General features: G+C 34.1%; 11 protein-coding genes and 1 pseudogene. 10 read left to right on the top strand and 2 right to left on the bottom strand.

Features of this window, described 5'->3' with window-relative positions:
- Positions 1 to 396: 396 nt before the first annotated feature.
- On the top strand, positions 397 to 612 hold the full coding sequence (locus FIU87_RS10445; protein WP_152444539.1) for a glycosyl transferase: 216 nt from the start codon (positions 397 to 399) through the stop codon (positions 610 to 612).
- A 143-nt stretch (positions 613 to 755) separates the two neighbouring features.
- On the top strand, positions 756 to 1226 hold the full coding sequence (locus FIU87_RS10440) for a DUF5662 family protein (RefSeq protein ID WP_152444538.1): 471 nt from the start codon (positions 756 to 758) through the stop codon (positions 1224 to 1226).
- Between the two features lie 376 nt (positions 1227 to 1602).
- On the opposite strand, the gene FIU87_RS10435 is transcribed toward FIU87_RS10440, so the two are convergent.
- Positions 1603 to 2133, bottom strand: a complete 531-nt coding sequence (locus FIU87_RS10435; protein WP_152444537.1) for a YceI family protein — start codon at positions 2131 to 2133, stop codon at positions 1603 to 1605.
- 185 nt (positions 2134 to 2318) lie between these two features.
- Here FIU87_RS10435 and FIU87_RS10430 point away from each other — a divergent pair, with 185 nt between their 5' ends.
- The 6 genes and pseudogenes from FIU87_RS10430 to FIU87_RS10405 all read left to right on the top strand — a co-directional run bounded on the left by FIU87_RS10430 (position 2319) and on the right by FIU87_RS10405 (position 8195).
- Complete coding sequence (locus FIU87_RS10430; RefSeq protein WP_152444536.1) at positions 2319 to 3803, top strand: hypothetical protein; 1485 nt, start codon at positions 2319 to 2321, stop codon at positions 3801 to 3803.
- A gap of 451 nt (positions 3804 to 4254) precedes the next feature.
- Positions 4255 to 4509: a helix-turn-helix domain-containing protein gene (locus FIU87_RS10425; RefSeq protein WP_152444535.1), complete on the top strand. Its 255-nt coding sequence runs from the start codon at positions 4255 to 4257 to the stop codon at positions 4507 to 4509.
- Positions 4499 to 5041 (top strand): annotated as a pseudogene (locus FIU87_RS21390) (PIN domain-containing protein); the annotation flags it as partial. The gene FIU87_RS10425 and the pseudogene FIU87_RS21390, both read left to right, overlap by 11 nt.
- 105 nt (positions 5042 to 5146) lie before the next feature.
- Complete coding sequence (locus FIU87_RS21385) at positions 5147 to 5425, top strand: cytoplasmic protein (RefSeq protein ID WP_152446505.1); 279 nt, start codon at positions 5147 to 5149, stop codon at positions 5423 to 5425.
- Between the two features lie 1038 nt (positions 5426 to 6463).
- Positions 6464 to 7768, top strand: coding sequence for a hypothetical protein (locus FIU87_RS10410; protein ID WP_152444534.1), 1305 nt, complete (start codon positions 6464 to 6466; stop codon positions 7766 to 7768).
- A gap of 118 nt (positions 7769 to 7886) precedes the next feature.
- Positions 7887 to 8195, top strand: coding sequence for a hypothetical protein (locus FIU87_RS10405; RefSeq protein WP_152444533.1), 309 nt, complete (start codon positions 7887 to 7889; stop codon positions 8193 to 8195).
- A gap of 853 nt (positions 8196 to 9048) precedes the next feature.
- On the opposite strand, the gene FIU87_RS10400 is transcribed toward FIU87_RS10405, so the two are convergent.
- On the bottom strand, positions 9049 to 10236 hold the full coding sequence (locus FIU87_RS10400) for a GDSL-type esterase/lipase family protein (protein WP_152444532.1): 1188 nt from the start codon (positions 10234 to 10236) through the stop codon (positions 9049 to 9051).
- A gap of 408 nt (positions 10237 to 10644) precedes the next feature.
- Between FIU87_RS10400 and FIU87_RS10395 the strand changes: the two genes are divergently transcribed.
- On the top strand, positions 10645 to 12387 hold the full coding sequence (locus tag FIU87_RS10395; RefSeq protein ID WP_152444531.1) for a carbon starvation CstA family protein: 1743 nt from the start codon (positions 10645 to 10647) through the stop codon (positions 12385 to 12387).
- Positions 12388 to 12441: 54 nt separating this feature from the next.
- Entirely contained in the window at positions 12442 to 12705 is a 264-nt protein-coding gene (locus FIU87_RS10390) for a cory-CC-star protein (protein ID WP_152444530.1), read from the top strand.
- Positions 12706 to 12721 lie beyond the last annotated feature (16 nt).

The following is a 12721-nucleotide window of genomic DNA, read 5'->3' as shown; positions in this document are numbered from 1 at the left end:
TTCTAATGTTTGGTGGATTGTTCTTATATTTAATAAGAAAGATGATCCAAAATCTTTAAGGCTAATTTCTCTTTTATCTTTTGAAGGTGGAGCAATACTGTTAGGTTTCTTTATTATTCTTATGACTATCCTTCCCTATCTTGGGAACTGGAACGCGCGAAAGTGATTTTTTCAATTAAATAGGAGCAATTGTAGCATAGTAGATTGCTCCTGAGGAAGGGGGATTATGATAGGAATGAAAGGTCAGCACGTTTTAATTACAGAGCGAGCTTATATTCACTAAGGTAAGCTTCTTTTTTTATGGAAAATTTTTCTTGAGTAAATGCCTAATATTTGAAATAATTGGCATTAAGGAGTAGGGACGAACAATTAAATTTGTAAAAAGGGGAATGATTGATGAATAAACAAGCAATGTTATTTTTTATTTTAGGGATTATTATTTTAGTAATTAGTTCTCCTCTTGGGTACAGCCTAGTTAAAATCGTGTATCGAAACCAGAATTTAACTGGAGAATTTGTACCTCTTCTAAATGGATTTATACATTCATTAATGTTAATTGGTATTTTGGTGTTTAGTATTGGAGTAGTTACTATATTAAAAGAAAAAAATTAATAGCATTACTATCTAAAGCAAAAGTTGAAGAATAGGCTGCCATTTCATTTAGATCTTATCTTGTATTAAACTAAAATAGAAGAAATAAAAATATTTAAATAGAAAATAAATCTAACATTTAACGGATAAATGGGGGGCTTTTTATGTTAAAGGCTAGTTGGAAGTACTTCCTTTATATCCTTGACCATAAGCTAAACGTGCTTATTGAATGCTGGAAAGAAGGATTATACATACAAGGCATTATTCATGATTGGTCAAAATTTTCACCAAAAGAATTTTTTCCGTATGCAAAGAAATTTTTTTATGATGGAGAAAAAAGTGCTGATGATGAATTGAAATGGAGATATGCCTGGCTGCACCATCAACATAAAAATAAGCATCATTGGGAATATTGGGTTGTTGATTCGAATAATAATCAGGCTTTGCCTATGCCCAGAAAATATCTCATCGAAATGGTATGTGATTGGCGTTCGTTTTCAAGGAAATGGGGAAGAAAAGTCAAAGATTCCACCTTAGATCTTACCAATAAGATTGTTTTACACCCTGATACGAAAAAAGAACTAGAGGGTATTACTAGAAATATAAGAGAAACTGGAAGCAAAAATATTTGCTAAATTGTCTATATGATTTTCCGTTATCGAGCGCAATCCTAGAATAAGAGACTTGCGCTCATTTAGCATTTTTATGGCCAGATTCTTGAATGACGGGCTGAAAGTATAAGATGGTAAAGCGGTTAGGCACCTTTATGCTTGTAAGAAAACGAAGACATTTTGATACTTCAGCATTTTCCTTTTTGGTGAATGGAGTATTTAAATCTGCAATAGGAACTGGAACGTACAAAAGGGGTTACTTCCATTTACTAGGAGTTTTAACGGAATAACAAGTTAAAAAATCGTAAAAACCCAGAGCCATTAAGTCTGGGTTTTTTGCTGTTAAATACAGTGTTTTTAGCACTGTTTTTCTTTTCTCTCCTTAAACGGAACAGGTTTTTTACGCTTTAGCTGCTTGCAATTGTAAAGAAATTTTGATTTGGTCTCCAACAAGTACGCCACCAGCTTCTAGCGGAGCATTCCAAGTGAGACCGTAATCACTACGTTTAATTTTTCCTTCTACTGAAAAACCTGCTTTCTCATTTCCCCAAGGGTCCTGACCAGACCCTTCAAACGTAACTGAAAAAGTCTCAGATTTTGTCGTTCCTCGCAGCGTTAAGTTACCTGTAACTTCATACTCGTTTTCATCTGCTTTTACAATGTTTGTCGCGACGAACGTCATTTTCGGATGATTATCTACATCAAAGAAATCCGCTGAACGAAGGTGAGCATCACGATCACTGCTTCGAGTATCAATACTTGCTACATCTATTACAAATTCAATCTCAGCATCTGTTAAATTTGTTGGATCTGCTACAACTTTTGCCTCATATTCCTGAAACCCACCCTTTACGGTAGCGAACATCATGTGTTTAACTGCGAAATCTACTGAACTATGAGATTTGTCAATATTCCAAACTGTTTTTGCCATTAACTATTCCTCCTCATTTACTTTTAATTAAATTATCTTTACTTCAAGATTTATAACTTCAAGATAAATTATATGTAGGAAACCATTAATTGTCAACAACTTTCGAAAAATATTATCATGTGCAAGTCCCTAATATTAAAATTGAATGTTTTTTCATTTTAAGTAATAAAGTATAGGGAGGAAATATGAGTGGGAAAGGAGTGTTCCGTTTGCCCTCATGGATAATACGTGGCAATAGAGTACAGATTACAACTGGAATAATAAAGATGCACCTAGAATTGTATGAACACCTCCATGTCACCCAATTAGAGATAGGAGATAAAATTTACTATGCTGATCAAGAAGGAATAGAATACATTTGCAAGCTAACTAGTAGCACTCACGAGGAATGTATCACGCTAACAATGGAAATTGTTGAATATGGCAAACTGCTAACCTTAAAGAATTTACGTAAAATATGGGGATTAAAAAATCTAGATTTATTCAGATTGGAAAACATTAAGGTTCAGCCCCTAACAATGGAAGAAGATCAACTTTTATACTCCTTTTGGAAAATTCCAGGCACATTAAAAGGAAGAGCAGCTTTTGAGGAATTAGATCAATATTTATTTTTATATAAAAGTCTTGCAGAGAATTGGATAGGGGATATTGAGGTTGAAGAAAAGAGGTACCACTATTTTCAAAGGTTTCGTATGATAGAAAGCTTGTCTTGCCTGGAGTGGAAAGACATTCAAGAACTAGGAGATCAGCTAAGTATCTTTCAATTTCCCTTGGCTAGGGAAAGAGCACTTGGACAAAAACGTGTACCACTTGAACAGTATCGAAAAAGCTTCCTTTATTTTGCGCTTGGGGAAGGATTGATGGAAGAGAGGATTCAAAATTTCTACGCGAGTCCAGATTATAAGCTAACAGGATTTGGCCAGCAAGCAGTTGGAGAGCTTTTGCATTACCTGTTTCCTCACTATTTTTGTCGGTTCTCTAAATTCGAATGTATCGCTGTGGAGGCTATTTACAAAGAAGCAGCAAGGATTAATTCCTTGTCATTAGGAACTAAGATTCAGCATTACCAACAGCTAATTCAAAAAAGTTTTCTTGCTGACAAATATATTGAAATTGTCGGGAGAAAAACAGAGCTCCCAATTTTTTATGAAATAAGCTGTTTTCTTTACTATTTCTACAAAGAACATGTGGAAACTAAGGATGAGAAGGTATTGCTCACCAGAAGTGAAGATGTTCAGTACTGGATGTGCGAGCTTCCTGATGGTAAATTTCATCTTGAAAACGGGTTATTAATTATGCAGCATGGAGAACTAGGGGACATAAGGACATATAAGAGCAAACAAGATTTATGGCAGGCCATGAGAGAACTAAATAATCAAAAGGATTCCTATCTACATGCATCAGCCTTATATCAATTTTGTCATAAAATGAAAGTTGGCGATTATGTATTCATTAGAAATGCAGAGGAAGAAATAATCGGACTAGGAAAGATTGCCTCTGAATACATGTTCCCGAAGTTCTCCAATGCTCCTTCCTACCGAAAAATGGAAGTATTAAAAACAGGGAGATGGAAGCTTAAAGGGAGGATATCGTATCAAAACAAGCTCTTAAATCTTACAAAATATGAAAGAACGTTGACCTATTTATTAGATTTCTTTATTGAGAAATAAAGGCACCCTTCTTTTGAATGGGTGCCTTTACTTTTTATTGTTATGTGGAAGCGATTTTCTTCTAACAAGAACTCCTGCCATGGTAATAAGACCTGTAAATAAAACTCCAGCTCCCCACAACATCAAGCTATAAGAAATTGTTGCAGTGTTTGGTGGGTTGTTTGCTGTTTTCTCATCTTACATTATTTAAACATAGTATCCTAAACTTGAGTACTCAAAGTATTCAATGTTTAGGATTTTTTTATTTACACTCTATGAATTATTTACTATCTATGGAAAATTTATTAAATAAAAGAGTGCGAGTACCAATAATTCTAACTTTTGCAATTGAAATTGTCACAATCATTCTCCTTTCTGTACTTATAGTTATTATTTTGCAAAAAAAAGATAGTTTATGCATCTTATCTGGAAAATTTCTCTTTTTTATTCTAAATAGAGAGGTGATTTCCAAATGTCCGACTTAGTTAAATTTATTGGAGCGAGAATAAGGAAAATTAGGAAATTAAGAGGTTTAACTCAAGAGATACTTGCAGAAAGAACAGGATTACAAGATTCATACATTGGTGGTATAGAGAGAGGAGCAAGAAATATATCCTTACAAACCCTTGAAAAACTAATTATTGGACTTGAAATTACTCCATTATTTTTTTTCAATTTAATGCTATGGATATTGAATCCGAAAAGAGAGGACATGTATGGCAGGTAAAATAATTATTGACACTAATGTATTTTTAGAGTTTTATAGGTCTAATCAAACATCTTTAACAAAGATAGAAGAATTGGTTCGTTATGCAGAACATCTAATTTTACCTAAACAGGTTTATTATGAATATAAAAGAAATAGGAATAAACAATTTAAAGCTATATCTGATGACTTTAGAAAATATAAGAAAGTGTTAAATCCCTACAACTCTCATTTTGTGGACTCTATTGAGGAATATAAGGAATTAATTAATCTAAAAAAGAAGTTGCAAGAAACCGTTGATAGATTAATCAGAAAAATTGATTCTATTAAATTTAATGAAGAGGATGATCCTATAAATAAAGTTATCAATAAGCTATATGCTACAGAAGTTGTAGAAAAGCTTGAAATTAATGGTGAGATAATAAAAAAAGCAAAAGATAGGCAATTAATAGGAAATCCTCCTGGAAGTAAAGATGCAGTAACAATAGGTGATGAAATAATATGGGAGTCAATACTTGCTAATATTTCAGATGACATTGTAATAGTTACTAATGATAAAAGCTTTTTAGATAACATAAATTTCTTATCCGAGGAAATTAGAGAGAAAGGATTCAATCTCTTAGGTATAACAACTTCAATCACAGAAGCAATCAGTAAAATAGGAGCAGAACCATCAAAAGAACTTGAAGAGTTAGAAAATGAAACGAAGGAATCTCATCGTTTTAGTAGTCATAATAGGAAAGACTTAGAAAAGGATAGCACATGTGGGTGTTTTTACTGTTTGAAAATATTTAACCCAAAAGAAATTGTTGAATGGTGGGATGATGATAACACAGCAGTTTGCCCTTATTGTGGAATTGATTCGATTATTGGGGAGAGTTCTGGATTTCCCATCACAGAACTGTTTCTAAAAAGTATGCATAAAGTGTGGTTTTAGTGTGAGAAATTTATTATTCACTAACGTATTCCTTCCTTCATTAACGTTATTCAGCAATCGGGCGCTATCCTGTAACAAGGATCAGCGCTCGTTTTAATGTTGACCAGGAGGAATATTGTATTGACGGTTTTTTTTAATTTTAAAATAATTGGAATTAAGCAAACGGGCAGAATTGTGAAACAAGCATAATCAATATTACATAAAGAAGAATTTTGGAGGTTGGTTATGTATAAATGGAAAACTCTAAGTTTAATATTGCTCTAGATTATATAATAAAAAAACTACTCATATACATAGACCACTAGAGATATACATTAATTCTCTATGTAAAGAAGGTATCATTATAGAAAAAGTGGTCGAACCTGTACCGAATGAGGAAGTTTCACCTTTTTTTCCAAAAAAAGAACAATACCCTATATTTTTAGCATTTAAAACTAAACTACCTTAGTTAATAATATTACTGCGTTCCCAGTGAGAAAGTTGAATGGGATCCAAAATGGAAACCATTTAATAACTGAACCGTCTTACTCTTAAAGATTTTCGCTATCGGGTTTTATAAAAACCAAACTTATATCTGCTAAGGAGAATCCAATTTTTCCAAAATGGATTCTTCTGATTTATCTTAAAATAAGGGATTACGAGATATTTTTGATCAAACTATATTTCAAAGCTACAGAGAGCACCCTATTAATTACTTAAACAACTTCCACAATCCTCTACCAGTTATCTGTCTCATCATTTCTCCTTTCAACTTGCCTTCCAATTTCATAATTTCCTTCTCTCTCTTGTCTATATCAAATTAATATCTATAAGAATTAGTTTTGTAAAGCCTTTTCATATTTCAGGAAAGTGATAGTAAAAATATAATATTTATCCAATAATTTAACCTACTAATTTCCCAAGTGGAAAATAAATGGATATGTGCAGTGCATGTAGAATTATTTATGATGAATAAAAAAGGAGGGTGCGTTTATATTAATGCTCAAAAGTGAAACAAGCATTGTAATTGGATTATAACAAAACTTAGGGGGAAACTGAATGTTTAAAAAAATTTCAATATTAATTGTAATATTACTTATGATAATAAGTACAAACTCTCCTATTACATCAGCAGCTAAAAACACAAACATAGATAAAAGTGAATTCACCGATAGGGAATTGGCTGTATTAGAAACTCTCCAAGGAAGAACAAATAGTATCACTGTTGACGATAAAGAGGATGTCAAAATTTTGGATAATAACTTTTTTACAGATACAGTAGATAGCTTTACTTTGAAAAATAAAAAAGTAAAAATGCGTGATATTAAACAAGAAAATGCAGCCCCAAAAAATCACTTACATGTTCAAGTATTTGAAAATATAAATAATACCGAAGTATTGAATACTGTAGTGAAAAAACTAAAGGAAATTAATGATTTTGAAATACAAGCTCCACCGGAATTAGTAGCAAATAATGTTGGTGAAGCATATTATAAGATCCCTTATACTATCATCATAAGTTCTCCGAAGTATACAGGTGTGTTTGACTTTGATAGATTCTACATTAACGATATTGATAAAATGTCAGAGGATGAAATAAAGGGGATTGTAGAATATAACACTATAAATAATCTTGATAAACCGATGGAGTTCTTTTTCTATGAACACGAATTTAAAAATAATTACTTAGAAATGGAACCAGGGGAGTTTAGCGTTGCTTGTATAGCGTGCGTTGGTGGATGGAATTTTATAAGCTCTAATAAAACAACAGCTTGGACTAATGTAGGAGAAGTAAATGCAATTAAGGGAGTAGATACGACTTTTACACTGAGTTCAAATAAAACTGCTAAAACTTCTGTTCAAGTTAAACTAGTAACACCTAATTTAACCCAAGAGGCAAGTGGTTCGTCATCTGTAACTCTAAGTGGTACCACAACATTCCCATTAGTTACTTCTACACTACTGACATCAAATGGAAAAATTGCTCAAACTCAAATTGAATACAGTAGAAGTATTTATAGAACAATTTCGGGTAATGAACACACAAAGGTAACCGCTCAAAACTTTGTTGGAGGTTCCAGATGGTCATCAAGTATCACTTGCTGTAATGGTGCTAGTTATAACTCTGTAGATGGACCAGAGTTTACTCCTGGTACTGGTTCATCACACGAGGAAACTCAGACAAGCTCCTATACATTCTCTCACGCTGTTGGGGTCACCGTATATGGTAATACTGTTAATCTAAATAACACTACAACGACAAGCACCGGTAATAAATGGAAATTTCTATTTAAATCAGGTTATGGATACCAGAAATATAAATTATACAATCAAGGAACTAGAAAAAACTTAACAGCAAGATAGAAACTTATGGAACGGAGAGGTTTAATTGCGAAGATATATAATTATCTTATTATCAGTCTTCTTACTACTATCTGCGTGTAAAGGTGTCGATTCAAAAACTAATGTACAGGTAACACAAGTGACAACTTTACAGGAAAACGGAAAATACTACGTAGTTCTTGGGGTTATTGTTCAAGAAAATAGTAACAAGGAAATTTATTATGAGTCTGTTAGTATAGAAGGAATTGAGGTCGATGAGCAGTTTTTAGCTAATGATGTTATGAATAATACACCTGATGTTTTTTTTAGCAATAAAATACCGTCTTCCACCCTTTTAGAAACAGATAAACTGTATAATATTGTATTGATTTCAGAAAATCCAAGCTTGATAGAATTTCAAAAGGCTTATATTAATTTTAATAATTATACCTTAGAGTATAATAGATAGTAATAAAACTATAGATTATTAACTTTCTTCTGTTTTATTAAATTTTTCAATTTAGATTTTTCAATTTAAAAAGCTAATACATGGACAATCTTTTGTCTGCGTACTAGCTTTTTCTATTGGTATCAAATTAAATATATTCTGCTAAAACCCCATTTTTCCAATGATGAATCGCATTTCACTTCTGTTCAAATACTTTGGCAGGATAGATTACTTTCGTTTCAATCTGCTCATGTCTAAGACTTCAACTAATGTCATAGATATCCGAACTGCTTTTATTAGAAATTATCGCAAATCATGGTATGGGGAGATCGGATTCTCCCTGTTTTTTTATATTTCCAATGGGTTCCGTTTTATGGCTGTTTTAATATAGGTAGAAAAATATGAATTTGAATAGGGTTTGCCTGTGTTGGTTGTATATAGGTGAGAATTATCAGTATCGCTAAGCAGATTGGGAATCCTTTAACTCTCATAAATTCCACAATCCTTACAAAGACCTTTGGTTTTATGACACAAATTCTATTTTTATTTCCTTTTCCCAACACTTCAACGTAATAGTCTCCTTTAGCATAATTCTTCATCACATCCTTTACTTTCAACCTGCAGAATTGTATATTTCGTATTCCTGTTGTTACAAGAAGATGAATAATACCGAATATAATAGGATTATTTTCTTCTTTTAAAACCCCAGGTATCTGTTAGTTAATTCCTCTCTTTTTACATTTGTAACTATAAACCCTGAAGCTACATCCTTCTCTATATACTGTGAGTTTGTATTCTTTGGATTTATTACATTCTGGTGATATCTATAAAGATATGTAGTCAAAGTAGATTAGTTGATCTTTTAATGTTTTTTTCAATTTACTATTGATAAGATCCTTTCTTTATCCTGGTTGCTTCCAGAAGGTGGCCTACCTTCCTTTACTTCATCTTTATCTTGAACAGGAGGCTCCTCTTCAACAGGTGGTTCTTCCTTAACTGGTGGCTCCTTTTTAGGAACGATTGAAGTTACTTCAATCGAGCTTAAAGCATAAGCACTAAAATCCTCACTGAAAATACCAAGAACAGTATAGACACCATTTTCCGAAACCTCAAAAGTTGATTTTGTAATAGTATGGACTCCGCTTGCGTTCATAAAATCTTCCGCTTTTCTCTCGCCAGGCATCCACAATAACTTCAAAGGAACTTCACCCTTTGTATCCACATGGATTGTTAAAGGTCCCTCTGTCTCATCCGTAGAATAACTTAATTCCAGTTCATAAATAGGAGGTGGCTCGGGTTGCGGTATAAAGGCTAGGAGTTCCTCTGTTGCTAGAGATGCTAGTACCACATGTCCTTTTTCTGTTGGATGCACATCATTTGGATATACATATTCAAGCTGCTTCCCATTAAACGCATGATAAGCGTCCAAAACGATGGTATTAGGGTAGAGAAGAGGAATTCCACCTAAACTTGTATTTACTGGCTTTAGAATTTCTTCTCCAAGAGCATGAAGTGTTTTAAAAGGTTCTGATTCTAAGTTTGGAAACGGATTGTACATATTGTATAAAAGGATGACAGCATCTTCATTTTGTGTGCTGATAGAAGCTAATATTTGTTGAAGATTTTCACCTGCTAGTTTTGACGCTACACCAACTTTTGCTTTAATTTTTTCGAAATCAACTGGATTTCCTTTTAAAAGTGCTTCTTGAATTGCTTTAATATCTACAGCTTGTAAGAGATCATTATTTCCTATGTTAATGGTAATGACATCTGCAACCTCAATAGCTTCCATAGTGGTAGAATCTGAGGTTATCTGTGTAAGTAAACCATCGCTCGTTAATCCTGGGACACTTACATTCTTTACAACAGCATTTCCTTCTAAAATAAGATTAGGAAACGCATACGACCGATCAGGAAGGCTTGTCCCATACGGAATGGAATCCCCCAAAGCTAGCACTTTGGGTTGGAACTCTGTTTCACTTTCTGCAAACACTGAGGTGGAGGCAAAGACGTTTAGAATGAGGATTACGGTAAAAATCATAGAAAAATGTTTCAGCTTCAACAAACTTATCCCCCTTGACTAGTTATGTATGCAAATGAAATTACATGAATCTTCCATAGTATATGCTCATTTACCGAAGCATTCAATATTTTTTAGGAAGGCTCTTTACTAAAAGCTCTTTTCAAAAAGATTGTTGCTTTTACCCAGGTAAAAGTCGGCTTTAAGACTTTTTCTAATCGTCAAGCTAAGAAAAATTGCCCCGTGTTAAAAACTCTTCTACGAAAATAGCAAGCTAGGAAAGAAGTCATATCTTCTAAAGAAATGACAAGATACTACTTTTTCCTCTAGATTTACACCTGCTCATAATAGCAGAAGGTATTTAGTATGAATTTTCAGAAATTAATATTGACAACGCTTTCACCTGCGAGTACGATTTTCTTGTATACATAGAAAAAGGGAGGAGTTAGGGTGAATTCTGTTTGGCTTGCTATAGTTGGAATTATCGTATTTGCTTTAGGTTATCGGTATTATTCAAAGTTTATCGCAGCGAAAATTTATCGCCTAGATCCTGATTATGTAACACCAGCTCATAAGTATAATGATGGAGTGGATTTTGTTCCTACGAAAAAAGTAGTTTTATGGGGACATCATTTTTCATCGGTTGCTGGGGCATCCCCAATTTTAGGACCCGCCATCGCATTGTATTGGGGATGGGGACCTGCGTTTTTGTGGGTAATTCTTGGAACGGTTTTTGCAGCGGGAGTGCATGATTTTGGAACTCTTGTCTTGTCTGTTCGCAATAAAGGGCAGTCAATTGGTACCATTACTGACCGTCTTATTGGTAAACGGGCAAAAATGCTTTTCTTGTTTATCATTTTAATCCTAGTGTTAATGGTTAATGCGGTATTTGCATGGGTTATTTCTAATCTATTTATTAAATTCCCTGCAGCAGTACTGCCAATTTTCATTGAAATTCCTATCGCTATATGGATTGGTTATGCTGTTTATAAACGAAAAATGAAAATGTTGGTTCCGTCTATTATTGCTCTTGCCATCATGTACGGGACGGCAGTTTTAACAAGTAAGGTTCCTGCCTTACAAATTGACCTTGTCAAATACTTTGGTGGTGCAGAAAACACCGTGCTTTTTGGACTTGATGGAGTATCCATGTCATTCTTTGTTTGGATTGTCATCTTGCTTGTTTATTGTTATTTCGCTTCCACCTTACCAGTATGGAAGCTATTGCAGCCTCGTGATTATATTAACTCTCATCAATTGGTAGTTGGTCTAATCATGCTGTACGCGGGCTTAATGATATTGCGCCCAGAATTGACAGCTCCCATGACAAATGAAGTAAGCGATGTTTCTTGGTTTCCGATACTTTTTATCACAATTGCTTGCGGGGCGATTTCTGGTTTTCATGGACTAGTTGCTTCTGGTACCACATCCAAGCAACTTAATAGAGAAACGGATGCACGATTTGTTGGATATTTAGGCTCAGTTGGTGAAGGTATTCTTGCACTGATTTCTATAATTGCGGTTGCTACCTTGTTTGCTAATGCTGGAGAATTCCGAGATGCCTATGCAAGTTTCGGAGCAGCGAGTGCTGGGGGCATGGGCAACTTTATTAACGGTGCTGCCCAACTTGCAACAGGTCTTGCTATTCCAGCTGATATTGCAAGAACTATTGTTACAGTTATCGTTGTTAGCTTTGCTGCAACAAGTTTGGATACGTCCTTACGTCTAATGCGCTACATTATTTCTGAAATTGGAAGTGAATATAACTTTAAGCCTTTAACGAATATGCATGTTGCCACTTCTATTGCGGTTGTTTCAAGTGCTGCATTAGTCTTAATTCCGAAGGGACCAAATGGTTTCGGTTCTGGAGGATATCTACTATGGCCATTGTTCGGTACTAGTAATCAACTCTTAGCAGGAGTTAGTTTATTATTAATTTCTGTATGGTTAAAGCAGCAGGGTAGAAACTTCTTCTTTACCTTTGTTCCGATGGTCTTTATTTTTGCCATGACTCTGTATGCGATGTTCACACAGGTAGTGTTTCAATGGTCTGGACTTGGGGATACGGATGCAAACATGCTTCTATTCATTCTAGGTGGAGTAATTTTGGTTTTTGCATTTTGGATTATTCTCGAGGCATTTAGAGTATTCGTCAAAACAGACAAAACTCCGCCAATGGATTCATCCATATAACAGAAAGGGATGATGACGACTCATCATCCCTTAATCTACTTAACGAGGTGAATAATGGATCTATTAGAGAAGCTCAAAAAAGTTGTAGCAATCTACGATGAAATACTGCAACAGCCCCATCGAACGGAAATAGCTAGAGAAATGAGAGAAGAAGAAGACCTCTTTACGCTTCTTTGTTTTTCAGAAATGCTTGGTCTTCCTAATCCGGCCTTTTATTACACACTTGAACTATATCCATTTATAATCGAACGTTTTCATGAATGGCATTTGCGAATGGGGATGGAGAAATCACCATTACATGGCATTAGATGCTGTTAACAGAAGGAGGTAAAAC

Origin of the sequence: Bacillus sp. THAF10 (assembly GCF_009363695.1) — a bacterium.
Classification (GTDB): Bacteria; Bacillota; Bacilli; order Bacillales; family Bacillaceae_I; genus Sutcliffiella_A.
Note: the sequence above shows the minus strand (reverse complement) of the source record. Positions and strands in the feature narration are given on the sequence as shown.

What these genes read in the sequence shown, in the direction of transcription:
- FIU87_RS10445 (WP_152444539.1), top strand. Translation starts at nt 397, where the DNA reads ATGAATAAACAAGCAATGTTATTTTTTATTTTAGGGATTATTATTTTA.
- FIU87_RS10440 (WP_152444538.1), top strand. Translation starts at nt 756, where the DNA reads ATGTTAAAGGCTAGTTGGAAGTACTTCCTTTATATCCTTGACCATAAG.
- FIU87_RS10435 (WP_152444537.1), bottom strand. Translation starts at nt 2,133, where the DNA reads ATGGCAAAAACAGTTTGGAATATTGACAAATCTCATAGTTCAGTAGAT.
- FIU87_RS10430 (WP_152444536.1), top strand. Translation starts at nt 2,319, where the DNA reads ATGAGTGGGAAAGGAGTGTTCCGTTTGCCCTCATGGATAATACGTGGC.
- FIU87_RS10425 (WP_152444535.1), top strand. Translation starts at nt 4,255, where the DNA reads ATGTCCGACTTAGTTAAATTTATTGGAGCGAGAATAAGGAAAATTAGG.
- FIU87_RS10410 (WP_152444534.1), top strand. Translation starts at nt 6,464, where the DNA reads ATGTTTAAAAAAATTTCAATATTAATTGTAATATTACTTATGATAATA.
- FIU87_RS10390 (WP_152444530.1), top strand. Translation starts at nt 12,442, where the DNA reads ATGGATCTATTAGAGAAGCTCAAAAAAGTTGTAGCAATCTACGATGAA.